Origin of the sequence: Campylobacter sp. VBCF_06 NA8 (genome assembly GCF_027737825.1) — a bacterium.
Classification (GTDB): domain Bacteria; phylum Campylobacterota; class Campylobacteria; order Campylobacterales; family Campylobacteraceae; genus Campylobacter_B.
The window spans coordinates 153,260-179,422 of record NZ_JAOVUB010000003.1; the positions used below are offsets into that span (position 1 = coordinate 153,260).

Annotated in this window: 25 protein-coding genes and 1 pseudogene; 8 read left to right on the forward strand and 18 right to left on the reverse strand. The window is 40.2% G+C overall.

The genetic code is table 11. The features are described 5' to 3' along the window. Positions 1 to 157 precede the first annotated feature (157 nt). From ychF to secA, 11 genes are all read right to left on the reverse strand, one after another. Positions 158 to 1,261 (reverse strand): redox-regulated ATPase YchF, encoded by a 1,104-nt coding sequence (gene ychF, locus OFO10_RS05090; RefSeq protein ID WP_270866328.1) that lies wholly within the window; start codon positions 1,259 to 1,261, stop codon positions 158 to 160. Then, entirely contained in the window at positions 1,261 to 2,724 is a 1,464-nt protein-coding gene (locus tag OFO10_RS05095; protein ID WP_270866329.1) for a leucyl aminopeptidase, read from the reverse strand. Before OFO10_RS05095 ends, ychF begins: the two co-directional genes overlap by 1 nt. Continuing rightward, complete coding sequence (locus OFO10_RS05100; RefSeq protein WP_270866330.1) at positions 2,693 to 3,316, reverse strand: DedA family protein; 624 nt, start codon at positions 3,314 to 3,316, stop codon at positions 2,693 to 2,695. Before OFO10_RS05100 ends, OFO10_RS05095 begins: the two co-directional genes overlap by 32 nt. 1 nt (position 3,317) lies before the next feature. After that, positions 3,318 to 3,881, reverse strand: a complete 564-nt coding sequence (gene apt, locus OFO10_RS05105) for an adenine phosphoribosyltransferase (RefSeq protein ID WP_270864995.1) — start codon at positions 3,879 to 3,881, stop codon at positions 3,318 to 3,320. Further along, on the reverse strand, positions 3,878 to 4,120 hold the full coding sequence (locus OFO10_RS05110) for a hypothetical protein (RefSeq protein WP_270866331.1): 243 nt from the start codon (positions 4,118 to 4,120) through the stop codon (positions 3,878 to 3,880). The genes apt and OFO10_RS05110 overlap by 4 nt, the downstream gene beginning before the upstream one ends. Positions 4,121 to 4,128: 8 nt before the next feature. Continuing rightward, entirely contained in the window at positions 4,129 to 4,647 is a 519-nt protein-coding gene (locus OFO10_RS05115; RefSeq protein ID WP_270866332.1) for an RpiB/LacA/LacB family sugar-phosphate isomerase, read from the reverse strand. 9 nt (positions 4,648 to 4,656) lie between these two features. Next, positions 4,657 to 5,502 (reverse strand): signal peptidase I, encoded by an 846-nt coding sequence (lepB, locus tag OFO10_RS05120; protein ID WP_270864993.1) that lies wholly within the window; start codon positions 5,500 to 5,502, stop codon positions 4,657 to 4,659. Beyond that, entirely contained in the window at positions 5,503 to 6,357 is an 855-nt protein-coding gene (gene folD / locus OFO10_RS05125) for a bifunctional methylenetetrahydrofolate dehydrogenase/methenyltetrahydrofolate cyclohydrolase FolD (protein ID WP_270866333.1), read from the reverse strand. Between the two features lie 125 nt (positions 6,358 to 6,482). After that, positions 6,483 to 6,686: a hypothetical protein gene (locus OFO10_RS05130; protein ID WP_270866334.1), complete on the reverse strand. Its 204-nt coding sequence runs from the start codon at positions 6,684 to 6,686 to the stop codon at positions 6,483 to 6,485. Between the two features lie 24 nt (positions 6,687 to 6,710). Further along, complete coding sequence (locus tag OFO10_RS05135; RefSeq protein ID WP_270866335.1) at positions 6,711 to 7,901, reverse strand: ABC transporter permease; 1,191 nt, start codon at positions 7,899 to 7,901, stop codon at positions 6,711 to 6,713. Positions 7,902 to 7,939: 38 nt separating this feature from the next. Next, positions 7,940 to 10,606, reverse strand: coding sequence for a preprotein translocase subunit SecA (gene secA / locus OFO10_RS05140; RefSeq protein WP_270866336.1), 2,667 nt, complete (start codon positions 10,604 to 10,606; stop codon positions 7,940 to 7,942). A 121-nt stretch (positions 10,607 to 10,727) separates the two neighbouring features. Between secA and lolA the strand changes: the two genes are divergently transcribed. The 5 genes from lolA to OFO10_RS05165 all read left to right on the forward strand — a co-directional run bounded on the left by lolA (position 10,728) and on the right by OFO10_RS05165 (position 13,389). After that, positions 10,728 to 11,240 carry a LolA-like outer membrane lipoprotein chaperone gene (gene lolA / locus OFO10_RS05145; RefSeq protein ID WP_270866337.1) on the forward strand — a complete coding sequence of 171 codons (513 nt, stop codon included), beginning with the start codon at positions 10,728 to 10,730 and terminating at the stop codon, positions 11,238 to 11,240. Positions 11,241 to 11,249: 9 nt separating this feature from the next. Then, entirely contained in the window at positions 11,250 to 11,726 is a 477-nt protein-coding gene (locus OFO10_RS05150; RefSeq protein WP_270866338.1) for a low molecular weight protein-tyrosine-phosphatase, read from the forward strand. A 35-nt stretch (positions 11,727 to 11,761) separates the two neighbouring features. Further along, positions 11,762 to 12,202 (forward strand): FxsA family protein, encoded by a 441-nt coding sequence (locus tag OFO10_RS05155; RefSeq protein ID WP_270866339.1) that lies wholly within the window; start codon positions 11,762 to 11,764, stop codon positions 12,200 to 12,202. Further along, positions 12,203 to 13,144, forward strand: a complete 942-nt coding sequence (gene hemC, locus OFO10_RS05160; protein WP_270866340.1) for a hydroxymethylbilane synthase — start codon at positions 12,203 to 12,205, stop codon at positions 13,142 to 13,144. A gap of 107 nt (positions 13,145 to 13,251) precedes the next feature. Next, positions 13,252 to 13,389, forward strand: coding sequence for a hypothetical protein (locus tag OFO10_RS05165; protein ID WP_270866341.1), 138 nt, complete (start codon positions 13,252 to 13,254; stop codon positions 13,387 to 13,389). A 157-nt stretch (positions 13,390 to 13,546) separates the two neighbouring features. Here OFO10_RS05165 and OFO10_RS05170 read toward each other — a convergent pair whose 3' ends face one another. From OFO10_RS05170 to OFO10_RS05195, 6 genes and pseudogenes are all read right to left on the reverse strand, one after another. Beyond that, positions 13,547 to 14,782, reverse strand: a complete 1,236-nt coding sequence (locus tag OFO10_RS05170; RefSeq protein WP_270866342.1) for a multidrug effflux MFS transporter — start codon at positions 14,780 to 14,782, stop codon at positions 13,547 to 13,549. Positions 14,783 to 15,244: 462 nt separating this feature from the next. Next, positions 15,245 to 16,603, reverse strand: a pseudogene (locus tag OFO10_RS05175) (replicative DNA helicase); the annotation flags it as partial. 49 nt (positions 16,604 to 16,652) lie between these two features. Beyond that, positions 16,653 to 17,714 carry a flavodoxin-dependent (E)-4-hydroxy-3-methylbut-2-enyl-diphosphate synthase gene (gene ispG / locus OFO10_RS05180; protein WP_270866344.1) on the reverse strand — a complete coding sequence of 354 codons (1,062 nt, stop codon included), beginning with the start codon at positions 17,712 to 17,714 and terminating at the stop codon, positions 16,653 to 16,655. Positions 17,715 to 17,728: 14 nt separating this feature from the next. After that, on the reverse strand, positions 17,729 to 18,760 hold the full coding sequence (locus OFO10_RS05185) for a DNA adenine methylase (protein ID WP_270866345.1): 1,032 nt from the start codon (positions 18,758 to 18,760) through the stop codon (positions 17,729 to 17,731). Then, a complete protein-coding gene (locus OFO10_RS05190; RefSeq protein WP_270866346.1) occupies positions 18,757 to 20,787 on the reverse strand; it encodes a hypothetical protein in 2,031 nt (676 codons plus the stop codon). The genes OFO10_RS05185 and OFO10_RS05190 overlap by 4 nt, the downstream gene beginning before the upstream one ends. A gap of 1 nt (position 20,788) precedes the next feature. Beyond that, positions 20,789 to 21,676 (reverse strand): DNA methyltransferase, encoded by an 888-nt coding sequence (locus OFO10_RS05195; protein WP_270866347.1) that lies wholly within the window; start codon positions 21,674 to 21,676, stop codon positions 20,789 to 20,791. A gap of 226 nt (positions 21,677 to 21,902) precedes the next feature. On the opposite strand from OFO10_RS05195, the gene pta reads away from it, so the two are divergent. From pta to OFO10_RS05210, 3 genes are all read left to right on the forward strand, one after another. Then, positions 21,903 to 23,303 (forward strand): phosphate acetyltransferase, encoded by a 1,401-nt coding sequence (pta, locus tag OFO10_RS05200; RefSeq protein WP_270866348.1) that lies wholly within the window; start codon positions 21,903 to 21,905, stop codon positions 23,301 to 23,303. Further along, positions 23,303 to 24,499, forward strand: a complete 1,197-nt coding sequence (locus OFO10_RS05205) for an acetate kinase (protein ID WP_270866349.1) — start codon at positions 23,303 to 23,305, stop codon at positions 24,497 to 24,499. The genes pta and OFO10_RS05205 overlap by 1 nt, the downstream gene beginning before the upstream one ends. 133 nt (positions 24,500 to 24,632) lie before the next feature. After that, a complete protein-coding gene (locus OFO10_RS05210) occupies positions 24,633 to 25,211 on the forward strand; it encodes a metallophosphoesterase (RefSeq protein ID WP_270866350.1) in 579 nt (192 codons plus the stop codon). Between the two features lie 38 nt (positions 25,212 to 25,249). On the opposite strand, the gene OFO10_RS05215 is transcribed toward OFO10_RS05210, so the two are convergent. After that, the gene (locus OFO10_RS05215; RefSeq protein ID WP_270866351.1) at positions 25,250 to 26,158 is read right to left on the reverse strand and encodes a hypothetical protein; all 909 of its coding nucleotides are present in this window, start codon (positions 26,156 to 26,158) and stop codon (positions 25,250 to 25,252) included. Positions 26,159 to 26,163: the final 5 nt, after the last annotated feature.

Consider the following 26,163-nt stretch of genomic DNA (forward strand, 5'->3'; position numbering starts at 1 on the left):
TAAAAAAAGTAAATAGAAAGATAACACGCGCCCATTTACCATAAATTTTAGATAAATTTGCAAATTTTACTTCAAAAATTTCAAGTAATTTTAATGTAAAAAAACTTAAATTTTAAGAAAAATAATCAAAATTTGCATATTTCAAAAAAAAATTAAATTACACATTAAACCTAAAATGCATTACATCGCCATCATTTACTACATAATCCTTGCCTTCTAGACGCATTTTTCCTGCCTCTTTTGCCCTACTTTCACCACCGCACGCCACGAAATCATCGTAGCTAATCACCTCTGCACGGATAAAACCACGCTCGAAATCATTATGTATCACGCTAGCCGCCTTTGGCGCTTTCCAGCCTTTGGTTATCGTCCATGCGCGCACTTCCATAACCCCAGCGGTAAAATAGCTTATCAAATTTAGCTTCGCAAAAGATCTTCTGATGATATTATCTAGTCCGCTTTCTTCCGCGCCTAGGCTTTGAAGCATTTCGTGCGCTTCATCATCACCTAGACCGATTAATTCCTCTTCGATTTTAGCGCAAAGCTTGATAACTTCGGCATTTCGCGCATTTGCATACTCTTTTACGGCTTTTACATACTCATTATCCTGCGCTATGCCGTCCTCATCGACATTTGCGCCATAAATCACCTCTTTTGCAGAAAGCAGGCGCAACTCTTTGTTTAAGCTCGCGAAGACTTCGCTGTCTTTGTCTGCGAAATTTGAAGCAGGTTTGCCTAAATTTAAATGTTCTAAAAGCTTATTTGCGAGTGCCAAGGCCTCTTTGGCGCCTTTGGCGTTTGCTTTGGCCTCTTTGTTTAGCCGCTCGATTTTTCTGCCCAACTGCTCGATATCGGCTAAAACAAGCTCGGTTTCAATGATTTCGATATCGCGGATCGGATCGATACTGCCCTCGACATGCGTGATATTGCCGTCTTCGAAGCAACGCACGATATGCAAAATAATCTCGGCTTCACGGATATTTGAGAGAAATTTATTTCCCAAACCCTCGCCCTTGCTAGCACCCTTTACAAGTCCAGCGATATCGACAAATTCGATCGTGGAGTGCATTATGCGCTCTGGATTTACAATTTTGGCTAGCTCATCAAGCCTAGTATCAGGCACCGGCACGATAGCCTTGTTTGGCTCGATTGTGCAAAACGGATAGTTTTGCGCCTGGGCATTTTGCGCCTTTGTTAGCGCATTAAAAGTGGTAGATTTGCCCACATTTGGCAAACCTACGATTCCAACAGAAAGCCCCATTAGCCCCTCTTTTCTAGCTCTTTTTGCAGAGCCATTAGATAGTATAGATTTGCTCTAACTGCCGCACCTGTCGCGCCGAATTGGTTATATCCCCACGCTTTTTCGACATAGGCTGGGCCTGCGATATCGAGGTGGAGCCATTTGTCTTTAAATTCAGGTTTGATAAATTTATCAAGGAAAAGTCCCGCTGTGGTCGTGCCACCGTATCTGCTAGACGCTGTATTTGCGACATCTGCAATATTTGATTTGATAAGTTCTCGCAAATAATCATTAAATTCCAAAATCGTAAAAAGCTCGCCACTAGCTTTGGTTAAATTTTTAAATTTTAATTTTAGCTCTTCATTATTTCCTAAAAGTCCGCTTGTGTATTCGCCAAGTCCCACTACGCAAGCCCCTGTAAGTGTCGCCATATCAATTAACAAATCAGGGTTTAAATCCTGAGCGTAACTTAGACAATCAGCTAGCACCAACCTACCCTCTGCGTCTGTGTTTCGCACCTCGATACTCACGCCAGAGCGAGAGATTAGCACATCGTCTGGTTTGTAGGCGTTGCCACCTATCATGTTTTCGGTAGCACCGATGATAGCGTGGATTTCAAAAGGCAAATCAAGCTCGGCAGCGCCTTTGATAATCGCCATAGCTGCAAGCGCACCACTTTTGTCAGCTTTCATTGTCAGCATATAATCGCTCGGTTTTAGGCTAAGTCCGCCACTATCATAGGTCAAACCCTTGCCCACGAAAACGACCTTTTGAAGGCATTTTTCAGGTTTGTAGGTAAGGTGAATTAGGCGTGGGCGATGAGCTGAGGCGCGATTGACAGCCAAAAACGCGTTCATTTTCTCTTCTTCTAAAAATCTCTCATCATACACAGCTACGCTGACATCATCGTAGTTTGAAGCCAAAATTTCAGCCTCATCTGCCATTTTGTGCGGAGTGTAAATTTCAGGGATTTCATTGACGCCGTTTTTGGCGAAATTCGCTGCGTCCGCCATAATAGTGCCAAATTTCACGCCACGACCAGCTTTATCGGCTTCTAGCGTAGAGCCTGTGTATGTGTCGCTAGCGATAAAAATTTCATTTAGAGTGTAGGATTTTTTTTCGCTTTTGTATTTGTTAAACTCATACGCGCCCAGCACTGCGCCCTCAGCCATAGCCATTGCGCTTTTTTTCGTGCAACCGCAATCATAAAATGCGATTTTAAAATTTGAAATTTTAAGATTTTTTAGCGTGTTGTATGCCTGCGCTACGCCCACTCTCACGCGGTCGTATTCTAAGGCTTTTATGCCTATATATAGCCTTTTTTGCTCGCTTAAAAGCAAATTTCCCTCGCCTTTGTAATCAAAAAAATCAAATTTATCGCCGTCTTTGACAAAGCGGTGAGCTGTGTCACCACCGACGATAAAAATCACCTCAAAATCCGCATTTATCGCGTCAAAATTTTGATTCAATAATGTTACTTTCATCTCTATCCTTTCTTAAATTTATAAAATGATTTTCTAATCTTGCAAAAATTTTATAAAACCCAAAGACAATTCCGGCAATCAGCGGTATCGCAAAATACCAGTATTGCTCGATCAAATTTATCGCTTGCCAAATTTGCTTGCCGAAATACCACGCAGGTATCATCGTCATACTCGCCCATGCAATCGCGCTTATGAAATTTATAAATGCAAATTTTTTGGCACTATAACGGGTAATGCCGATACTCATCGGAATTATCATGCGCAAACCATACATATATCGCTGGATAAATATCAAAATCCAACCCCAACGCTGTAAAAGCAGGTGCGCGATAGCAAATTTGCGGCGTTGGGTGGCTAATTTTTTGCTAATGTAGTTTTTATTATACCTGCCGATATAAAAATAAAATTGATCGCCCGCAAATGCCCCACACGCCGCGACAAAAATACCAAGTGGTAAATTTATATGCCCCTCGTGCGCCAAAATCCCGCCCAAAACTAGCGCGATTTCGCCCTCTAATGCGCACCACACAAAAAGCACGATATAAGCGTATTGATGATACTGGGTTAGAATTTCTTTGAGCGTTTCTTCCAAACTAAGCCTCTAAAACGCAATAAACTTTCGTTCTTGCTTCAAATTCGCCCAGATCGTTTAATGCACGCAAATTTAGCAAAAAGCACGCTTCCACGCAATCGGCGTTTGTTTGCGCGATCAAATCAAGCGCGGCTTTGGCAGTGCCACCAGTAGCGATTAAATCGTCGATTAAAAGCACTCTGGCTTTGCGATTTTGCGCGTTTGCGACTGCGTCAAAGGCATCGACATGCATTTCAACCTGATCGAAGCCGTATTCGAGAGAGTATTTTTGCGAAATGGTGATATATGGAAGTTTTTTTGGTTTGCGAATCGGCACGAAAGCCAAATTTAGCCTAGCCGCAAGTGCCGCACCAAAGATAAATCCCCTGCTCTCAATCCCTACGATATAATCAAGCTCGTAATCCTTGTAGCGATCTACGAGATGATCTAGCAAAAAGCTAAATGCCTTTTTATCGCCCAAAAGTGTCGTTACATCGTAAAACAAAATCCCGGGTTTAGGGAAATCCTCGATAGTCCTTAATGATTTAAAAAGATAAGCTTTATCATCATTGCTTAAAGTTTTCATCCTCTATCCTTTAATAATTTTGCATTTTGCAATCTTAAATTTAACTTTTCTGCTTCGTCGCTTTGCAAGGCCTGTATGCTAAGCTCCAACGCAGATTTTAGCTTTTCTTGATTTTCTTTTAATTTTGAAATTTCATCTTCGCATTTTGCCAGTTTATCGTAAATTTTAATATTTTTACGGATCGAAAGCACCAACAATACAGCCAAAACAAAGCTTAAAATTTCAAAAACTACTATCATATCTCGCCCTATTTTGCGCTCACATCGCAGGCAATCACACCTAGCTTATTCACGCGTCTTTCGTGTCTGCCGCCACTAAAATTTGTGCTAAAAAATGTCTTTATCATATCCTCGATCTCTGCGATTCCTAGCACTCTTGCGCCAAATGCAAGCACATTTGCGTTATTATGCTCCCTGCAAAGCCTAGCAGTTAAGCTATCGTGGCAAAGCGCGCAACGAATATGTGCGTGGCGGTTTGCCGCAATCGAAATCCCAATGCCTGTGCCACAAATTAAAATTCCATAAATTCCAAATTTTGTGCTATCTTCGCTGTTTTGCTCGCCGTTTGCGCTGGCTAAATTTTTGCTTTCAACCAAAATTTTATCAGCCAAAATTTTCGCGAAATCAGGATAATCCACGCTGATATTTTCGTCATTTGTGCCTAAATCTTCGAACTCATAGCCCAAATTTGCGATTATTTTTTTGACCTCTTCCTTCACAGCCGGCGAAGCGTGATCACCCGCAATAAAAACCTTTTTTACCTGCATTTTTTCCCTTTATTTTTGCTCATAAATCAAGCTCTCATCGCTTTGAAGCGTGTCGATGAAGCGCCCTATTCTCTCCCAGCGGATTTTTTTATCAGGATCGATACTAAAATAAGTAAACCATGGCTTGCCTACGATTAGGCGATACGGCACGGTGCCCCAATACCTGCTATCGCCCGAGTTATTGCGGTTATCGCCAATCATAAAAAACTCATCTTGCGGAACTTTGATATAAAATGCGTTAAATTTCACACCGCCGTATTCATATACCTTCTCGCTCTCAGCCACCATTATAGGGCGCATTGCTAGGCTTTTGCGCTCTAAATTTCCAAGCATGCTTGCCCGCATGGCGTTTCTAAAATGCGGATTGTAATTTATGCCTTTAAATTTATACGGTTCTTTTACATATTTTTGTCCGTTTAAGATGACAATATCGCTTTTATCGTAGTTTTGCTCTATAAATTCATCGCCCTCGTTTGGTCTGAGGTAGAAATTATCTAAATCAAAAATCACTTCATCTCCACCAACGGCAAAATTTCGCTTGACATAGTGAATTTTCTCATCTTTTGGATAGCGAAATACCACGATATCACCACGCTGTGGGCGTTTGCCTTGGATTAAATGTCCGTCTCCGTCGCTATCAGGGGCTACTGGAACCTCGATAAATGGGATATGAGGAGTTGGTATTCCGTAGCTAAATTTTTTCACAAACAAAAAATCGCCCTCTAAAAGCGTAACTCTCATCGATCCGCTTGGAATCACAAAAGCTTGCGCCACAAAAAGTATGATAAAAAGCACAATGCAAATCGTGCCAACCCAGCTAGATGAAAAGCGATAAAGCGAACCTAGAAATTTCATTTATTTGCTTCTTTTTAGGCGGTTGCGCGCCGATGTGATTGTGTTTTGAAGTAGCATTGCGATTGTCATAGGACCCACGCCACCAGGAACTGGCGTGATAAACGAGCATTTAGGCGCGACTGCGTCGAAATCCACATCGCCGGTTAGTTTGCCGTTTTCTAGGCGGTTTATGCCTACATCAATGACCACTGCGCCATCTTTTACCATATCAGCACTTACAAAATTTGGCTTTCCAATCGCTGCGACTAAGATATCAGCCTGCGAGCAAATTTTGGCTAAATTTTTGGTGCGAGAGTGTGTGATAGTAACGGTAGAATTCGCGTTTAAAAGCAAATTTGCCATAGGTTTGCCGACTATATTGCTTCTGCCAATTACCACAGCGTTTGCGCCGTTTGTTTCTATGCTGTATTCAGCCAAAAGTCGCATAATGCCAAGTGGCGTGCATGGCACAAAAGCCTCTAATCCGCTAACTAGCCTGCCGACATTTACAGCGTGAAATCCATCGACATCTTTGCTAGGATCGATTTTTTCTAAAATTTTATTTGTATCAATGTGTTTTGGAAGTGGAAGTTGGACAAGTATGCCATCGACATTTTCATCAGCATTAAGCTCAGAAATTAGCTCTAATAGCGCAGTTTCGGTAGTTTGCGCGCTTAGATGATATGGGTAAGAATTTATACCGCACGCTACGCACGCCTTTTCTTTGCTAGCCACATAGGTAGCACTAGCCTTGTCCTCGCCCACTAAAATCACCGCAAGCCCCGGAGTGACGCCCTTCGCACTAAGCCCTGCGGCTGCGATTTTTACCTCTTCTTTGACCTTTGCGCTTATCGCTTTTCCGTCGATTAAAGTCATAAAAAACCTTTAAATAAAAATTTAAGCTTCAATTTTACCTTAAATTTAATAAAAATCAGATTTATTTTTGGGCTAAATTTGGGAATTTTAAGTGGAAATGGTAGTTAAAAAACTACCATTGAAATTTATCTTTTTATATTTTTGTTTGCTTCTTGGGCTTTGATTACGGCGTCCATGCAGCCTGTGGTGCAACCAGCGCTATTTTGGTTGAAATTTGGCTCGATTTTTTTCTGCTCGATTGGCGCGCTCTCGCTCACGCCCGGCTCTTTCGTGCCACCGCAACCGATAAAAAACCCAGCCACTAGGGCGCATAAAATTAACTTTTTCATAAATTCTCCTTTATTAAATTTAAATTATTCATTACGCAAAGTTTGCAAAACATCGACTTCGGTGGCCTTTTTGGCTGGATACCATGATGAGAGTGCTACTATTATCACAGCTCCTACTACGGTAGAAATCAAATCGCTAAATGATAGCTCCATAGGCAGTTTGCTGCTTCCATAAACATCGGCTGGCAGGTCGATGATATCGAAATTTCCAAGCAACCAAACCCCAAAAAGCCCCAAAATAAGGCCAAAGATTATTCCGCTTCCGCCAATCGTCGCCCCAAGCGAGAAAAATGTCTTTTTCACCTCTTTTTTGCTCGCCCCAAGGCTAAGCAAAAGCGCGATTTCTTGGCGACGATTCATCACGGTCATCAAAAGCGAACTAACGATATTTAAGCTAGCCACTAAGATTATTAGCAAAAGCACCAAAAAAAGCGCCCGTTTTTCAAGCGCAAGGGCTGAGAAAAAGTTGCCGTTTTGTTGCCACCAGCCAACAGCGCGCGCGCTCGGCGGGAGATTTTCTTTTATGATTTCTAAATCCTTAAATGGATCGTCTGAGAAAACATGCACCCCGTCATATCGCCCCTCGTCATAGCCCAAAATTTTCGCCAAATCGCCCACGCTCGCGTAAGAATATGCCTTATCATAAGCGATTAAGCCAGAATCAAAGCTAGCGCGCACCTCAAATCGCTTCATTTTTGGAATCAGCGCAAATCCGCCTGGGTCGTTTTTGGTAAAAATCATTGTGATTTTATCGCCCATATCCAGCATAAATTCGTCCTTTATGCCCTTACCGACCATAATGCCAAATTCGCTCAAATTCGCGTCTTTCGCCCCATCTGCGACGACTGAGTTTATTTGAATTTCATCGGCCAAATTTACGCCAAAGATTATCCCACCCTCTAATCTATCGCCATTTTTAGCGATGACTTGCGAGCTGATATATGGGCTAAATTTTAAATTTGGGAAATCACCCTTTAAAATTTCGACATCATCGTTTGTGATACCACCGCGAAACTGGCTGTGTATCGTGATAGGATAGTTCATCGTAAAGAGTTTGCGTTGAAATTCTTTATCGAAACCGTTCATTATCGCCATTGCGATGATTAGCACCATTAGTCCGATACTCACGCCCAAAAACGCCAAAATCGCGGAAAGCGTGATAAATGGCTGGGATTTGTCGAAACGCAAATATTTAAAAAGTAGATATTTTATCAAAGTCTGCCCTGTGAATTTTAAAATTAGGCGTTTGCAAGTTACCTTGCAAAACCGCCTTTTTTAGGGCCACCTTTTCCGTGGCAGTCTTTGTATTTTTTACCGCTTCCGCATGGACACGGGTCATTTCGTTTAGGTTTTTTCGCGCCTAGCGAAAATTCGCTATTTTCTGTGCTTTGATTTTCACTCGATTTTAAATTTTCGCTTGAATTTGAAATTTCATCTTCATTTGTGTTAGCTTCGTTTATTTCGTCCTGCGCTTCGCTACGCATTTGCTCTTGCATAGCCTCTCTTTCGGCGTCGATTTCTTCTTGGGTTTTGAAGCGAATTAGTTGCAAGGTGCGGATACTATCGCTTTTTAGGCGCAAAACAAGCTCCATAAAGAGATTGTAGCTTTCTTTTTTATACTCAGTTAGCGGGTCTTTGTGATTGTATCCCCTTAGTCCAATGCCCGTTTTTAGGGTATCCATTTGGTATAAATGCTCACGCCAGTCGCGATCAACGATTTGCAAATAAAGCATTTTTTCGATCTCTTTGCGCTGAGCCTGATCGATTTGGCTCATTTTTTCCTCGTAAGAGTTTTGAAGTTGCTCTACAATCACGCTTTTTAACTCGCCATAATCATTAGCATTTTTCAAATTCGCCTCATTTAGCATCTCGCCAGTATCGTTTAAAATGCGGTTTATTATCGCCTCATAATCGAATTTTTCCTTCTCATCTCCGTCGAAAATCTCCAAATCATCTAGCACACTTGCGATATACTCTTCGCGGTTTTGCAAAATTTTGTCTTTTAGATCAAATTCTTTATCCAAAAGCTCGTTTCGGTATTTATAAATCGTCTTTCTCTGCTCGTTTGCGACATCGTCGTATTCTAGGATATGTTTTCTAGCCTCGAAATGCAGGCTCTCGACCTTTTTTTGCGCATTTTCTACGGCACGAGAGACCATTTTCGACTCGATATGTTCGCCGTCTTGCAAACCCAAACGCTCCATAATATTTTTAATCTTATCGCTACCAAAAATTCGAAGCAAATTATCCTCTAAACTCAGATAAAATCTACTCTCGCCCGGATCTCCCTGACGGCCTGAGCGACCGCGGAGCTGGTTGTCGATACGGCGGCTTTCATGGCGTTCTGTGCCTAGGATATAAAGCCCGCCAAGCTCCCTGACTTCATCATTTATGCGGATATCAACGCCACGACCCGCCATATTTGTAGCGATTGTTACAGCGCCCTTCGCACCGGCTTCGGCGATGATTTGTGCCTCTTTTTCGTGGTTTTTAGCATTTAGCACAGAGTGAGCGATTTTTTCTTTAACCAAAAGCTCGTGCAAAAGCTCTGATTTTTCAATCGACGCGGTGCCCACTAAGACTGGCTGACCTTTTTTGTTTAGCCTTTTTACTTCTTCGATTACGGCGTTAAATTTCTCGCGCTCTGTTTTGTAAATCAAATCGTTTTGATCTAGTCTTTGCACTGGGATATTTGTAGGGATTGAAACGACCTCTAATTTATAAATTTGAGAAAACTCAGTCGCCTCAGTTTGGGCTGTGCCGGTCATGCCTGCTAGTTTTTCATACATTCTAAAATAGTTTTGAAATGTAATATCAGCTAGGGTTTGGCTCTCTTCTTGGATTTGCACGCCCTCTTTGGCTTCTAGTGCTTGGTGTAAGCCCTCGCTAAAACGACGCCCCTCGCTTAGTCTGCCTGTAAATTCATCGACGATGACGATCTGCCCCTCACGCACGACATAATTGACATCTTTTTTAAATATATAATTTGCTTTTAATGCTTGGTCTAAATAGTGGCTCAAAACGGCGTTTTCAAGCTTGTATAGGTTATCTACGCCAAAGAGTTTTTCGGCCTTTGCAATACCTGCTTCGGTAATTAGCACGCTTTTGTTTTTTTCATCTAGGATAAAATCGCCAGTTGGCTTCTCTTTTGGATCGTCTGGCGCCTGGCCTTGCACCATTTGTTTGGCTACTTCGTTTGCTTTGACATAGCCATCAAGTGTGCGGTTTGTAGGGCCTGAGATGATTAGTGGAGTTCTAGCCTCGTCGATTAAAATACTATCGACTTCATCGACGATTACGAAATGATGACCTCTTTGCACTTTATCTTCGCTGCTAAATTTCATATTATCACGCAAATAATCAAAGCCAAATTCGTTGTTTGTGCCGTAAGTTATGTCGCAAGCGTAAGCCTCTTTGCGCTTAGTATCGTTATACTCGCCACCGACTACTACGCCAACGCTAAGTCCTAAGAAATTATACAAAACGCCCATTTGCTCGGCGTCGCGTTTGGCTAGGTAGTCATTGACCGTAACGACATGCACGCCCTTGCCACTCATCGCGTTTAAAACTACTGGCAAAGTTGCGACCAGTGTCTTTCCCTCGCCTGTTTTCATCTCAGCTATCGCGCCGTCATTTAAAACCATACCGCCGATTAGCTGGACATCGAAATGGCGCATATTTAGCACCCTTTTTGAGGCCTCTCTAACGATAGCAAAAACATCATACAAAATTTTATCAGTTGTTGTTTCGCCCTTTTGGATTTGCTCTTTAAGTGCGTTAAATTCGCCCTTTAACGCCTCATCATCGAGTGCTTCGTATTTTTTTTCTAGCGCGTTTATCTCTTTTGCGCGTTTTGCGTATTGTTTGACCACACGATTGTTTTTCGTGCCAAAAATCCCTCTAACTACTCTTTTAAACATTTCAAACCTTCATTTTAAAATTTTAACCGAACATATTACCATATTTTTAGTTTTTATTTAATTAAACTTAATAAAAACAGCTATAATAACGCAAAATTTTAAATTTAAAGAGGTTTGAGATATGAAAAAATCTGTTTTTGCATTGGCGTTTTGTGCTTCGTTTTCGCTCGCAAATCCGCTCGAATTCGACACTCTAAGCGCAAATTTCACCCAAAGCGTCCAAAGCGAAGACGCCAAAATCAACTACACAGGCGATTTTAGCGCGACCAAAGAGCATGCCGTGTGGCACTACACAAGCCCTACGAAAAAAAATATATTTTTTAGCTTCACAAAGGTTACGGTCATAGAGCCTGATTTAGAGCAAGCTATCATCACAAATATCAAAGAAACGCCGAATTTAGTGGCGATTTTATCTGGCGCGAAACAAAACAAATCTGGCGCTTACGAAGCCGAGCTTGACGGCGTGAAATACTTCATCACCACCCAAAACGACGCCCCTAACCAAATCTCATACACCGACAAACTCGATAACAAAGTCGTGATAAATCTGCAAAGCGTGCGCAAAAACGAGAAAATAGACGAGAAAATTTTCGCGCCAAATATCCCTAATCACTACGACATAATCACGCAATAAAGGGCAGAAATGAGAATTTTATTCGTTTGCCACGGAAATATTTGTCGCTCGCCAATGGCGCAGGCTATCATGGAAAATTTAGTAAAAATTCGCGGTTTGCAGGATAAAATTCATTGCGATTCCAAAGCCACTCACACCGATGAAATCGGCTCTGCGCCCTACTACGAAACCAAGCGAGTATTGCGCGAAAAGGCCGTGCCTCTCATGGCTCATGTTGCCACACAAATCACAAAAGCTGATCTTGAAAAATTTGATTTGATTTTGTGTATGGACGAAGAAAACATGCACTCATTAGCCCGAATTTTTGGGCTAAATTCGCCAAAAGTAAAATTCTTGCTCGAATTTGCGGTAGGCCAAAACGCGCCAAAATCGCAAAAAATCATCGCAGATCCATACTACACGCGCGATTTTGAGAGCTGTTATGACGATATCGCCAAATCGTGCGAAGCGCTAATGCAAAAAATAGAAAATTTAGAAAGCTTTTGATAAAATTGGCGCTTTAAATTTCAGCAAGGATAGAAATGTTTAGGTTTTTGATACTTCCGTATTTGGTGCTAGAAATGATAATCACATACTATTTTTTGCACGCAAACGGATTTGTGATTTTTGTCATCGAAGTCCTTGCCAGCACGATTTTGGGGCTATTTTTGATGACAAAACGCCCAATGGTAAATTTGGCAAATTTCGCCCGTATCACGCCAAAATATATTTTGAGTGAATTTGGCTTTGTCGCGGCTGGTTTTGCGCTATGTGTGCCACTCATACTTAGCGATATTTTGGGCATTTGCTTGCTTGTAGCGGCGGTGATTTTATACCTGAAAAACCCCGCTTCCAAAAACGACACATTTTATCGAAACAGCAGCGATTATAGCGCACAAAACAGCGCCCATTACAGACCCAAAAACCACGCAAACGACGATATAATCGACGCTGAAATCATCGAAGAGAAAAAAGGAGAATAAATGCAAAATCTAATCATAGCCACCCGCGGAAGCGTGCTAGCTCTGTGGCAAAGCGAACACATAAAATCGCTAATCGAGCAAAAACACGGAATTAAGGTCGAGCTAAAAAGCATGAAAACCAAGGGCGATAAAATTTTAGACACACCGCTTGCAAAAATCGGCGGCAAGGGACTATTTACCAAAGAACTCGAAGAGTGTATGCTCCGAGGCGAAGCCCACCTAGCCGTGCATAGCCTAAAAGATGTGCCAGTTGTCTTTCCCGAGGGTCTAGTTTTGGCTGCAATCGGCGCTAGGGAGGACGAAAGGGACGCGATGATTAGCGAAAAATACGCTAAATTTAGCGACCTGCCAAATGGCGCCAAAATCGGCACCACGAGCCTTCGCCGCAAAATGCAACTTCTAAAAATGCGCCCTGATTTAGAGATTATTTCGCTTCGTGGAAATGTCCAAACACGCCTCAAAAAGCTAAAAGACGGCGAATTTGACGCGATAATTTTGGCAATGGCTGGGATAAATAGGCTAAATTTAAGGGCCGAAGTGGCGTATATTTATACCTTCGAGCTCGATGAAATGGTGCCTGCAATGGGTCAAGGAGCACTAGGGATTGAGTGTGCCGACAAAAAAGAGTTGCTCGAAATTTTAAATTTCATAAACGACGAAAACAGCGTGCTTGCGACAAATTTAGAAAGGGCGTTTGTGGCGAGATTGGAGGGCGGTTGCCAAGTGCCAATCGGCGTAAATGCGCAAATCTCAGATGATAGCGTGATCGTGCGCGCGGTCGTAGGACTGCCTGATGGAAGCGAGTTTATCGAGGATAAACTCTGCCTTGCACGCGCAGGACTCGATGCGAAAATGGCGCAAAAAATCGGCGCAGATTTTGGCGATAAATTTATCGCCAAAGGGGCAAAAGAGCTTCTAGCCCGCGCCGAAGCTATGGCGTAAATTTGCCTTTTATGCCTTGCGGTGGCGTAAATTCGCCATTGCAGGGCATTAATCTACAAAATTTTAAAATTTCAAATTCCACGAAACGCTAAGCTTGAATTTTATTTTTGGATTATTTAAAAACAACCCACGAGAGCGAGAGCTTAACGCATAGTGGGGTTAAAAATCCGTATCATACTCGCCACCAAAAAGGGCTAAAAACAGCGCAAAAACCAAAGAGCCATATTTTTTATCAAAAGAAATAAGATGATAGAAATTCCGAAGAAATTTATCTAAAAATCAAAGGTAAAAACGCTAAATTTACGCCAAAATTTAGCGCAAATTTTGATATTAATGTGTAAATTTTGGTTAATCAGCGCAGTGTTTTGGCAAAAATTCATAAAATTTTAAAATTCTGCGAATTTAGCTAAATTTGCGCTTTAAATTTTTAGTGAATTTTTTATTCGCGCACAGATAGACGCCGTATCCTAGGAAAATGCAAATCGCCATTACCACAGCTAGCGAAAATGGGTGATTTGCGCCGGCAGCTCCCACGATTGCGGCGATTAGCCCAGCTACCGCCATTTGCACCGCGCCTAGCACGGCTGAGGCAGAGCCTGATTTGCCCTTAAAGCGCGCCATGGCAAGCACCACGGCATTTGGGATTATGAGCCCCTTCATACCCAGCGTGAAAAAAAGGCAAACCTCAAACGCCCAAAATCCAAGCCCCAAAAGCCCGCACCCAAGCAAACACAAGGCCCCCACAATCATCGCTAAAAAGGCAAATTGCAAAATCACAAAAGGCGATATTTTTTGCACGATTTTGGCGTTTATCGCCGAAAAAATCGTCATTGACAGCGCATTTACGCCAAAAATCAGCCCAAATTCCTTGCTACTTAGCCCAAAATGCTCCTTAAAAACAAACGCAGAGCCCGTGATATAGGCAAACATCGCCGCCATTGTAAGCGCAGACGAAAGCGTAAAAATGAAAAATTTGCGATTTTGCAAAATTCTAGCGTAGTTTATAAAAACGGGCTTGAAGCCCAGTTTTAGGCTCTTGTCGATAATCGCGCTCTCCCTAAGCCCTAAAAATATCATACAAAATAAAATTATTCCAAGCACAAAAAGCGTGCCAAATATCACTCTCCACCCGCCAAAATCTAGTATAAACGCTCCAAATGTGGGCGCTAGCATAGGCGCTATGGAGCCTACTATCATCATCAGCGCCAAAACTGATGCGCCCTGGGCGGTGTCAAATTTATCATTTATCACAGCGCGCGCAATCACCACGCCAGCGCACCCGCCAAGGGCTTGGACAAATCTAAAAAATATAAAAGCGTAGATATTTTGGGTATTGGCGCATAAAATACTCGCCACGATAAATAGCGCAACGCCCGCTAGCAGGGGCTTTCTGCGACCATAAATGTCGCTTAGTGGGCCATAAATCAGCTGACCTAGCGCAAATGCCACAAAAAACGCGCTGATTGAGAGTTGAGTGTAAAACTCGCTCGTCTCAAAGCTGGTTTGGACATTTTTGAGCGCTGGCAGATACATATCCGTCGAAAGTGGCGCCACAGCCGACATATAGGCCAAAACTATGATTAAATATGGTTTTGCGATTTTAGGCGAATTTAAAAATTCGCCGATTTTTTCAAACATCAAATTCCTTAAATTTCAAAATTTAGCTAAATTTTGCCCCTAAATATCCACAGGGTTTTCGTCGTTTTCACTCGCATTTTCATCGCCAAAAAGCTCTTCGCCTTGACTTTGATTTTGCGTATATGCGCCCTGTTTTAGGACATTTGCCATATTTGTATCAGGGATTGCGAAGCTTTCGATATCTACGCTTTGGCTTGGCACATCTACGCTTTGCATAATCTCATCTGCCCCAGTTTCGATAAATTCCCCGCTCTCGCTTTCTTGCGCAAAATTTGACGCAGTATCTCCCACGCCCTGATTTGCAAAATTTGGCGCAAATTCCGGCGCAGTATTTGGCGCACCTGCCCCATTTTCTAGTGAAATTTCGCCCACCATTGGCATTGCTTCGGCAAAATCCGGCGTCATATCAGGCGTCATTTCAAACTCGCTACTCTCCATTGGCGCACCACCGAAGCTCACCAAATCCACAAAACGCGTATAAGGCCCCTGAAATGCGACCTCTATCGTGCGCCCTGCTTCGCCTGAGCGGTTTTTGCCGATGATGATTTCCGCCTTTTCTTCTAGCTCATTTCGCTTAAATTCCTCGATCTCGCTCGGATCTTTGCCTGCCATTTCCAGCGCAGCTCTTTTCTCGCGATACGCCCTTTCTTTATAGACCTCATCGCGATAAACAAAAAGTATAATATCCGCGTCCTGCTCGATCGCCCCACTCTCGCGCAAATCCGCCATTTGCGGGCGTTTATCTGATCTAAGCTCCACGCCACGATTGAGCTGCGAAAGCGCGATAATCGGTATATTTAGCTCGCGCGCAAGTAGCTTTAATCCGCGCGAAATTTCAGCGATTTGCAAATGCCTCTCGCTAAAATTACTCGTGCTTGTCATAAGTCCTATATAATCCACCACGCAAAGCTCGATATTTTCGTGCGCGGCTTTGAGTTTGCGCATTTGGGTGCGCACCTGCTGGATATTGACATGACCGCTATCATAGACGAAAAGTGGCAAATCCATCATACGCTCACACTCGGCATTAAACCTGCTCCAATCATCATCGCTTAGTGTCGCACTTAAAATCGAATTTAGTGGCACAGAGCTTCCGATACTTAGCATTCTATACATAATCTGCACGGCTGGCATTTCGAGTGAAAAAAACACCACGCCCTTGCCCTTTTCGAGCGTTTTTAGCATGGAGTTTAGCACGAAGGCTGTCTTTCCCATACCTGGGCGCGCAGCGATGATGATAAGCTCGCCCGGTTTGTAGCCTTTGGTGAATTTATTGAGGTATGTAAAGCCCGTATCAAGCCCCACTAGCTCAGAGCCTGCTTGCTCTTTTTGTTTGCGTAGCTCGCTGACGACTTCGGTAATGATTTCGGGGCTGGTTTTGACCCCGCCGTGCTTTTCCTCGTCGATTAGTTTGTAGATTTCTGCGCTGATTTTATCGGCGGCTTCTTTGGCTTTTTGGGTTTCATTTACGATAGTAGGCGTCCTGTGCGCGATAGAATTTAGCCCGCGTTTTATGGATTTTTCTTTTAGCTCGTTTGCGTATTTTCGCGCGTCGATTAGTCCGCTCGTGGCTAAAATTTCGGCGAAAATTTGCTCATTATACCTGCCTTCTAACCATTTTTTGATAAAACTAGGCGCGATAGGCTCATCATGCGCCACGCACTTCGTGATAGCCTCATAAACATCAGCGTGTGGTTTGAAATAAAAGTCCCCCACGCCAATCATATCGCCGATTTCGCTGTATGCCTCGTCGTCTTGTATGAGCGCGCTTAAAATCGCTCTTTCCATATCCAAATCGTATAAATTTGCAGCTACTTCCATAAATTTGCCTTGATTAAATTTGATTAAATTTCATTAAATTTGCCAAAATTTAGCGCTCTTCGTAGCGCTTCACTTCGTCCTCTACTTCGCTTAAAAATCTCTCCACTAACTCGCTCTCTTTTAGCTTTGCTACTATTTCGCCGTGTCTGATAACTAGCCCGTTTCCCTTGCCAAAGGCGATTGCGACATCTGCGCCTTTGGCTTCGCCAAGTGCATTTACCACGCAGCCCATGACAGAGATGTTTAAAGGTGCTTTTATGTGTTTTGTTCGCTCTTCTACGATTTTAATCGCACTTACTAAATCGCTTTGCAAACGCCCACAAGTAGGACACGAGATGATATTTATGCCACTTTTTTGCACTCCGGCGTCTTGAAGTATCGCTTTGGCGACTTTGATTTCTTCTTCGAGTTCGCCTGTGATCGAAACTCTCATCGTATCGCCGATACCCTCTAAAAGAAGCGTTCCAAGTGCGATTGCACTTTTTATCGTCGCGTGGAAGGTCGTCCCGGCCTCTGTAACGCCTAAATGAAACGGATACTCGCAAAGCGGACGAAGTGTGCGGTAGGCTTCAACCGTGCGAGGCACATCGGAGCTTTTTAGCGAAATCGCAATGTCGGTAAAATCGAAGTCTTCGAGCAATTTGAAATTATAAAGCGCACTTTGGATCATGCCTTGTGGCGTTCTACCAAATTTAGCTTCAAACTGCTCTTCTAATGAGCCGGAATTTACACCTATGCGAATCGGCAAATTCCGCTCTTTGCACGCTTTTACCACTTCTTTTATGCGCTCACTTCCGCCGATATTGCCCGGATTTATGCGAATCGCATCGACAAAAGGGGCGACTTCAAGCGCCAAGCGATAGTTAAAATGAATATCCGCGACTATCGGCAAGGGCGAATTTTTTTTGATTTCACATAGTGCCTTTGCGTCGTCGTGATCCAGCACGGCACATCGCACCAAATCAGCCCCCGCAAAATAAAGGCGATTGATTTGCGCAAGTGTGCCATTTATATCTTTTGTCTTCGAAAATGTCATCGACTGCACCGAAATCGGCGCGTCCCCGCCGATAGCAAGGGAGCCCACTTTTATCTGTTTTGTTTTGTATCTCATTTTTTTACCTTAATTTATTTTGTTGTAACAATATATAAATGTTCCAATGTTTTATCGCCACATTGCTTATAATGTCTTTTTTCATTATCTTTTTCTGTTCTGAAACGACGATATTCGGTTGTAAATTCTACAAGATTTCCACTATTTTTCAAAATACTAATTATATCATCTCTATTTATTATGCCTTCATTGTTATAACTTAAAATAATATATTTAGCCGAAATATTGTCTATTAAATCATAAAAAGCCAATGCCGCATTAGATTTTTGAGAATATTTTGATTTTTTATCTTCATAGTCTCTCTGACCAGTTTTTCCTTTTAAATTTTGTTTATCCCAAACAGCAAGAGTTTCTAAGACATGAAAATTTGGTGCGTATTGTCTTTCATTGTATGGTGGATCTATATAAACAATATCTGCGACAATTTTTCTAACTAAATCATTTGCATTTTCCTGAAATACTAAATTTTCCATATTATTATTAGTAATATTTGGCTCTAATAATTGAATCTTTTTTAGAGCCATTGAACGCCAAATTTTCAAATATGCTCCATATGTGCCAGATATATTTGCAACAAAATCTGCCGCATTTATTAACGAAAATAATAATACATAATACTCGTCTAAATTTATTTTATTGTCTAATTTCCATTTTTGAATTTGCTCTCTTATAGCGTCAATCTTCATAGCATTGTCGTCTGAAAAATATTGTCTTTTAAATTTACCACTAGGTGCAAAATTTTCAAAAAAATATCCTTTAAACGGACTAATAGAATTTAATATTTGCAAAACTTCTTCAATGCCGTTTTGCGAAATTTTTTCAAATTTAGGCACTTCATTGATTTTAAGTAAAACATATTGAGCAACATAGGAATAAGTCATAAAATCATTAGAAATTATTCTATATCCTTTATCTTTAAAGTATTTACCGACAGAAGCGGTTCCGCTAAATAAATCCATAAAAGTCCCATTTTTTGGTAGATTTAGACTATTCATAGAATTTTCTATAAAGTTTAAAAGTCTCGTTTTATTGCCTATATATTTCATAAAAATTCTTTTATTAATTGATTTTTTAAATTTATATTGAAATTTTCTGAAAATATTAATGCAAATTTTGTCTCGTTATTTGGAGACAAATAAACTATAATTACCACAAAATTTTCGTTATTAGCAATATCTTTAAAGTGATTTCTTTCTATGCTACCCTTTATTTTATTGATTTCACAATCTAAAAAATAATATGGGTCTTTTTCTATTGGCGGCAAGTCTAAATTAAATATAAAAGTATCAAATTTTATATTACTTTTTTTATACATTACATCTATTAATTTACTCATATCTATAAAAGCTTTTTTTATTTTTTTGTCTTTTAAAAATTCAACGAATTTATTCTTTCCTTCCGCTAACATAAAATTATTATTCTGTTGCATTATTAAATCTAATTTGGTTGAAATTCGATGAATTTTTTCTTGCTTATTTTCTATTGCAATTTGTTGCCAAGACGAATGGTGCGTATGAATAAAGCATAATTTCCAATCGGATTTTATAGTTGATTGATTAAGATAAGTTGATACGATAGCCACTTCTTCTGTTTTGTCATTAGGAAATACTACTTTTACGCTTGATGGAAAAAAATTATTTTGTTGATTTTTTTCCTTATCAAACGAAGTTATAATAGTCTTACCATTAAAAATCAAAATATCTACATAATTACTTATTGCTTTATAAAGTTTCGAGCCTTTTTTACTTTCAAAGTCAAAATCATTTGGTGTTTCTACATAACAATAACCTATTATCGGTCTTATTTTATTTCCGTATATATCGTAGGCAAACAATTCACTAAAAGCAACTATTTCTCCACTTTCTGGGTCTGGCGAAAATGTTAATTTGCCATTTGAAATTTTATGAATGCGAAGTGGAAAAATTATAGCTTCATTATGCGCGCTTATGTCTAATGCTGATTTAATACTATTTTTTTTTCGGCTAAATTTATCTGTTAAAAATTTTAAACAATCGGTTGCATTTGCAATGCCTATTTTCGCACTTCTTGAAATATATGATTTTGCCTTTACTTTACTCAATAAATCTTTTATATATGGTTTCTTACAATATAAATTCCATTGTGAAAATTTACTATAATCAAAATTTAATAAACTATATTTGTTTATAAAATTATCATTTTTATCATAAATATATTCCAATAAACTATTGACAAAATTATCACTATCAGCCAAAATCCCATTTTTTACATTATCGTCAATTATAGGAAAATCTTTTATTAATCTTGCTTCTTGTTTTGCTTTTTTGGAGAATTTTGGCTCTTTTAAATAAGAAATCATATGTTTAAAAAATTCTTTTTCCAATTCAAATTTTAATTTTTCATTTTTTTTATTTGTATCGGCTAAAATAACAGACTTAATGTAATTTATAAAAAGCTCTTTACTATCTTTTGGATTTCTAATTCTAGTTCTTGCATTTTCAAAATTACTTTCAAAATATGCTACAAAAGACGGAACTTTATATCTAGCGCTATAAACTAAATGATTATAAACTTGCAATGAAGTTGGCTCTCGTGTAGTGTCTTGTGATTCGTCTTTTCCAGAATAAAATGTTTGATAAATATAAGGAACCTTAATCCTTGAAGCACCGAGCTTTCTGCCTTCTCTTTGCCACTGTGAATTTCCGACAGAAGCAGTTTCTGTATTTTCACCAGCCAAAATTACTTTTTTACTATTTATAGAATATAAAATATAATCCGATAAATCAACAAATGATTTTATTTGATTTACTTGATCAGGCAAATTCCATTTATCATACGAACCACATATTTTGATAGAGTAAAAATTTTTATTTTCGTCGCAAAAAATATATATTGGTTGATCTATCGGCTCATAAACTACACCATAAAATTTCAAATAATCATCATTTTCTGTCAATAAATTTAATAAAGATATTCCCTCTAATATATTATCGGAATATAATAAAAATTCGCAATTTGGTTTTAACTCATCAAGATCAGACATTTTTATTTGTTTACTTTTTGATATTTTAGAATTTACTAGTAGCGTTTGCATTTTATTTCTCTTTTCTAAAAATTAAAATATGTTGATGAATAAGTGATGGAATATATGCAAATGGGTAACCATATATATGCAACATTTTTGAATCATCATGCCAAATAATATCTGATTTTAATCTAAAATCTCTTATTTGCGATATTGCATTTGCCAATTCAGCAGATAAAAAATGATATTCCTTTCCACGATACATATCGCCTATAAATACAGCCATATAAGCATTTTGTTTTAAGGTTGGAGCAATATTTTCAAATATAATTCTCATTTCATCAAGCCATTCTTTTTTTGTTTGTAAATTTTCATCATTAAATTTAGATAATTTAGAAATTCGCCCAGACTTATTTGAACGAGTATGCTCCAATTTATCCATGATCCAATATGGAACATCTGTCAAAACAAAATCTATACTTTCTTTTTCTATTTTTTTTAGTTCATTTACAGCATCTCCAACTATAACAGGAAATTTTTCTATATTTTCAAGCTTACAAACTTCTTTATAAATATTAACCCATTTTTCATTAATTTCTATACCAATAGCCCTTCTATTGCAACGAGCCGCACCAAGCAATGTCCCACCGACACCACAAAGCGGGTCTAATACCAATGCTCCAGATTTTGTAAAAATTTTAATCAAATCAGCACACAAATCAGGTGGTTTTTGTCCGCCATGCTGAGAACGAAGTTTGTGTTGCAAATTCGACGGATATTGTTTATAAATTACAGTTTTAGTGGAAAACTGCCACTGAGCACCATTTAAATCATTTAGTTTATTCCTAGGATCGTATTTCGGCTCTTTTTTTTGTCGTTTTGATTTAGCTCTATAATTTTTATCTAAAACTTCACTATCAGCACTACCGCCAATGTTATCAAAAGAAAAAAGATTCATAATTACCCCGTTGATTTCATAAAGAGTTTTAATTTTACAAAATTTTTGCTTTTAAGCTTCTTTATACGATGTTATATAATCTTTTAAAATTTCCTCCCAATTTTTTACAATAAATTTTAAACAATTCATAACTTAAAAATAACCAAAATCTTAAAATTTAAAACAAAACCCAACTTTAATATGATAAAATGCAAGTGTTTTTTTAATTTTTTTATAAGGATTGCTTATGAACGCATTTTTTGTTTTAGGCGACGATGTGCGCGATGTCACAGCCAAATTTGACGGCGCTGTGGCGCTAAATATCGTCCCAGATGTGGCGAGCGAGAGCGAAATCATATCGCTTTTAGAAAAAGGCGAGATTGCACAAATCTCAAAAATGGCAATAGCCAAATTTGACGCAGTCTCAAAAAACGCAAAATGCGTAATCGTCTATGGCGCAAAAGGCTTCGATGAGGTGCTAAATTTCGGCCTTAGCAAGGATTTATCTCTGCCTGTTGTAGGGCTATACAGCGACGAGAGCAAGGCGAAAATCGCCGAGAATTTCGCCAAAAAATGTGGCGCACAAGTTTTGCGCTTCACCACAAAAGATGTCTGCGCTGATTGCCTAGGCGAGGCGCTAAAAGGCGCGAAATGCGAAATTCTAACCCCAGTGAGATTTGAAAGCACACTTTATGCCAAAGCAGCTGCAAACAAAAAATCAGTCGTCCTACCAGAAGCCGATGATGAGAGAATTTTGCGCGCTAGTGAAATTTTACTAAAAAGTGGCGCGGTAAATTTAGTCTTGCTTGGCGATGAGGCAGAAATTAAGGCAAAAGCTGGAAATTTAGGGCTAAATTTAGACGGCGTCAAAATCATAAACCCAGCAAACAACGAATTCTCTGATGAGTTTGCAAACACCCTTTACGAACTTCGCAAAGCCAAAGGCATGGAATTAGAAAAAGCGCAAAAACTAGTGCGAGATCGCACATTTTTCGGCACTATGCTAGTGTATAGTGGCAAGGCCGACGCTATGGTCAGTGGCGCTAGCACGACCACAGCTGAGACTATCCGCCCAGCACTACAAACAATCAAAACAATGCCGGGCGTAAGCACGGTGAGTGGCTCATTTATCATGTGCCTAGATAGCCAAATCGTGATTTTCGCAGATTGCGCCGTCGTGCCAAACCCAGACGCAAACGCCCTTGCAAGTATTGCGATTAGCTCGGCAAATACTGCGCGCGCATTTGGACTAGAACCACGCGTAGCCATGCTAAGCTACTCTACCAAAGGAAGTGGCTCAGGACCAAGTGTAGAAATCGTCGAAGAAGCCACCAAACTAGTTGGCGAGCTAGCCCCTGATTTAGCAGTCGATGGACCATTGCAATTCGACGCAGCGTTTGATCCTACAACCGCAAGCAAAAAAGCCCCAGGCTCAGTGGTAGCTGGCAAGGCAAATGTCTTTGTTTTCCCTGATTTAAATGCAGGAAATATCGGCTATAAAGCAGTCCAACGCACATCTGGCGCAGTGGCAATCGGCCCAATCTTGCAAGGTCTTAAAAAGCCAGTTAATGATTTAAGCAGAGGTTGCAAGGTCGAGGATATCGTAAATACAGTGCTTATTAGCGCAATTCAAGCAGGAGTAAATTAATGGAAATTTTAGTTATAAACTCAGGTAGCAGTTCAATCAAATTTAAATTCCAAGATATGGATAACAAAACTTGCCTTGCAAGTGGCGTCATCGAAGAGATTGGCTCAGAGCATTCAAAAGCCAAAATCGAGGCAGGCGAGTTTGAAAAAGAGGTCAAAGAGCCGATTAAATCGCACGAAGAGGGCATTGAGATAATGTATCGCTTGCTAAAAGAAAGTGGCACGCTAAAAGACATCAACGATATCGAGGGTATCGGACACAGAATCGTCCAAGGCGCTGATTATTTCGACAAAGCAGCCTTCGTAGATAGCGATGTGCTAGCCAAAATCGAAGAGCTTTGCCCGCTTGCCCCTCTTCACAACCCAGCAGCAGTTGCTGGAATCAAATCATGTATGAGCGCGTCAAAAACCCCAAATGTGGCTGTTTTTGACACTACATTTCACCAAAGCATGCCGAAAGAAGCATATATGTATGCGCTTCCGTATGAATTCTACGAAAAAAACAAAGTCCGCAGATACGGCGCACACGGCACTTCTCACTGGTATGTATCACGCACAGCGGCTGAATTTTTAGGCGTGGATTATGATAAATTTAACTGCATTACGCTTCACCTTGGAAATGGTTCTAGTATCACCGCTATCAAAAATGGCAAATGCGTCGATACTTCAATGGGTATGACTCCATTAGAGGGCCTTATGATGGGCACTAGGTGCGGTTCGATAGATCCTGCGATTATCGCGTATATGGAGCGCGTGGCAGGTCATGGCGCACAAGAAATGGACGCGATAATGAACAAAAAAAGCGGACTTTTGGGCGTTTGTGGCACGAGCGACTTGCGCAAAGTCGAGGAAATGATGGAAGCAGGCGACGAAAAGGCAAAACTCGCCTATGATATGCTAGTCTATCAAATCGTCAAACTCGTAGGCGCATACTACGCAGTGCTTGGCAAAATCGACGCTATCGTCTTTACTGGCGGTATCGGAGAAAACGCAAATATCTTGCGCGAGAGAGTTTGCGAGAAGCTAGCGCATTTTGGTATCGCAATCGACAAGGCTGAAAACAATGTCCGCAGGAAAATCAACCGCGATCTAAGCACGAGCGAAGCAAAAATCAAAACTCTAATTATCCCTACAAACGAAGAGTTAGCGATCGCCGAGCAAGTAGTCGAGGTGCTAAAAGCCAAAAATTTGGCATAAATTCAGTGAATTTTAGGCGAGAAATCGCCTAAAATTTGCCTATTTTTCAAAATTTACGCTACAATACGCGCTTAAATTTTAAAATTTCACTTCCACACAAAATTTAAAATTTCACCGAATTTAAGGGTTTAAAATGAGTAAAATTTATTTTATCAGCGATTTGCATTTCGGACACGAAAACATTATGAAATACAGCCCAAAATACCGAAATTTTAAGAGCGTGGCCCAAATGGACGAGTATCTAATCGCCCTGTGGAACGACACTGTGAGCGATGATGACATCGTCTATAATCTAGGCGATTTCTCATTTCACAAAGACAGCGCCAAAACAGCGCGGATTTTAGAGCGGCTAAACGGCTCGCATAGGCTGATTTTGGGCAATCACGACAAACAAATCATCGCAAACGCCGATTTGCAGGGCTATTTCGACGAAATTTGCGATTATAAATATTTCAAAGCCCCCGGCGTGAAAAAGGGCTTCGTGCTATTTCACTACCCGATTTTGGAGTGGAACGGCGCGCATTATGGCTCGGTGCATTTATACGGTCATGTGCATGACAAAACCCCGCCGCTAAAAGGGCGCGCGATTAATGTTTGCTATGATTATAACGGCAGATTTTTGGAATTTAAAGAAATTTTAAAAATGGCTGAGAAGCTGGATTTTAGTGGGTTTATACATAATACTAGCGATGATGAGAGCGAGGAAGAATAAATTTGTCGCAGGGGCTACCCTGCGCTTAAAGTTGAAATTTATTCCAAAAACTCTTTTGGGACAAGCTCTTTTAGCGTTTTTTCATCGACATAAACAAAATCATACCAAAATTTGCCGTAATATCCTTGATAGGTTAGGCTAATATCGTATTTTCCGTCATCTGTTTTTGATACTTCGACATCTTCGATATGCATCATACCTCTTGCGTTTGGTTCTAAATTTTCAAGCAATTTCTTTTCTGCCTCGCTTTGGCAAACAGCGGTTATATTTTTATCCCAAGTGATAATATTTCTAAATGAATCTTTTTCACGCTGGACTTCGTATTTATATATCCCGCCATTTTGAAGTGCTTGTTCGCAAGGGGCTGAAATCTCTTTTTTTATACCAAATTGCTCGCCGTATCTGGCAAAATAAAACTTTGTTTTCTCTCTTTGTTCATCATTAAAAAAATCGCTAATATAAGTATCTTTAAGAAATATTGGATTTTTAGGGTCTTTTATGTCATACAAATCACAAAAATGCAAATTCATCGTCCCTTGCATAGCATTATCGCTATGGCAAATTTTCAGATATTTTTTATCGCCCAAATATGCAAATTCTTGCTCATAATCCCTAACGCCATAAGTAAATTTTGGATTTTGTGCAAATTCTTTCGTAATATCAGCTATATCGTCTTTGATAGCTTGGTGAATATCTTTTTTCTTCAAACACTCTTCTACTTGATCTTCGCGAACATAGGACAAACTATGGTGGCAAAAATCCTGCTCTAATTTTTTGTTAAGCTCTTTGTTGTTTGTTTGGACTATACGGGCTTTGTATTCGACCTTGTCGTTTGCGATTTTGCCGTCGTAGTAGAATACGACTTTGGCATCAAGGGGATTATCCTCCGCTGCAAAAGCATTAAAAGACAAAATAGATAGCGCCATAAATATGGTTTTTGTTTTCATAATAT

What these genes read in the sequence shown, in the direction of transcription:
- lepB (WP_270864993.1), bottom strand. Translation starts at nt 5,502, where the DNA reads ATGAAATTTCTAGGTTCGCTTTATCGCTTTTCATCTAGCTGGGTTGGC.
- folD (WP_270866333.1), bottom strand. Translation starts at nt 6,357, where the DNA reads ATGACTTTAATCGACGGAAAAGCGATAAGCGCAAAGGTCAAAGAAGAG.
- lolA (WP_270866337.1), top strand. Translation starts at nt 10,728, where the DNA reads ATGAAAAAATCTGTTTTTGCATTGGCGTTTTGTGCTTCGTTTTCGCTC.
- apt (WP_270864995.1), bottom strand. Translation starts at nt 3,881, where the DNA reads ATGAAAACTTTAAGCAATGATGATAAAGCTTATCTTTTTAAATCATTA.
- hemC (WP_270866340.1), top strand. Translation starts at nt 12,203, where the DNA reads ATGCAAAATCTAATCATAGCCACCCGCGGAAGCGTGCTAGCTCTGTGG.
- OFO10_RS05185 (WP_270866345.1), bottom strand. Translation starts at nt 18,760, where the DNA reads ATGAAATATATAGGCAATAAAACGAGACTTTTAAACTTTATAGAAAAT.
- ychF (WP_270866328.1), bottom strand. Translation starts at nt 1,261, where the DNA reads ATGGGGCTTTCTGTTGGAATCGTAGGTTTGCCAAATGTGGGCAAATCT.
- OFO10_RS05115 (WP_270866332.1), bottom strand. Translation starts at nt 4,647, where the DNA reads ATGCAGGTAAAAAAGGTTTTTATTGCGGGTGATCACGCTTCGCCGGCT.
- OFO10_RS05195 (WP_270866347.1), bottom strand. Translation starts at nt 21,676, where the DNA reads ATGAATCTTTTTTCTTTTGATAACATTGGCGGTAGTGCTGATAGTGAA.
- OFO10_RS05150 (WP_270866338.1), top strand. Translation starts at nt 11,250, where the DNA reads ATGAGAATTTTATTCGTTTGCCACGGAAATATTTGTCGCTCGCCAATG.
- OFO10_RS05155 (WP_270866339.1), top strand. Translation starts at nt 11,762, where the DNA reads ATGTTTAGGTTTTTGATACTTCCGTATTTGGTGCTAGAAATGATAATC.
- OFO10_RS05170 (WP_270866342.1), bottom strand. Translation starts at nt 14,782, where the DNA reads ATGTTTGAAAAAATCGGCGAATTTTTAAATTCGCCTAAAATCGCAAAA.
- OFO10_RS05095 (WP_270866329.1), bottom strand. Translation starts at nt 2,724, where the DNA reads ATGAAAGTAACATTATTGAATCAAAATTTTGACGCGATAAATGCGGAT.
- ispG (WP_270866344.1), bottom strand. Translation starts at nt 17,714, where the DNA reads ATGAGATACAAAACAAAACAGATAAAAGTGGGCTCCCTTGCTATCGGC.
- OFO10_RS05190 (WP_270866346.1), bottom strand. Translation starts at nt 20,787, where the DNA reads ATGCAAACGCTACTAGTAAATTCTAAAATATCAAAAAGTAAACAAATA.
- OFO10_RS05110 (WP_270866331.1), bottom strand. Translation starts at nt 4,120, where the DNA reads ATGATAGTAGTTTTTGAAATTTTAAGCTTTGTTTTGGCTGTATTGTTG.
- secA (WP_270866336.1), bottom strand. Translation starts at nt 10,606, where the DNA reads ATGTTTAAAAGAGTAGTTAGAGGGATTTTTGGCACGAAAAACAATCGT.
- OFO10_RS05215 (WP_270866351.1), bottom strand. Translation starts at nt 26,158, where the DNA reads ATGAAAACAAAAACCATATTTATGGCGCTATCTATTTTGTCTTTTAAT.
- pta (WP_270866348.1), top strand. Translation starts at nt 21,903, where the DNA reads ATGAACGCATTTTTTGTTTTAGGCGACGATGTGCGCGATGTCACAGCC.
- OFO10_RS05205 (WP_270866349.1), top strand. Translation starts at nt 23,303, where the DNA reads ATGGAAATTTTAGTTATAAACTCAGGTAGCAGTTCAATCAAATTTAAA.
- OFO10_RS05210 (WP_270866350.1), top strand. Translation starts at nt 24,633, where the DNA reads ATGAGTAAAATTTATTTTATCAGCGATTTGCATTTCGGACACGAAAAC.
- OFO10_RS05130 (WP_270866334.1), bottom strand. Translation starts at nt 6,686, where the DNA reads ATGAAAAAGTTAATTTTATGCGCCCTAGTGGCTGGGTTTTTTATCGGT.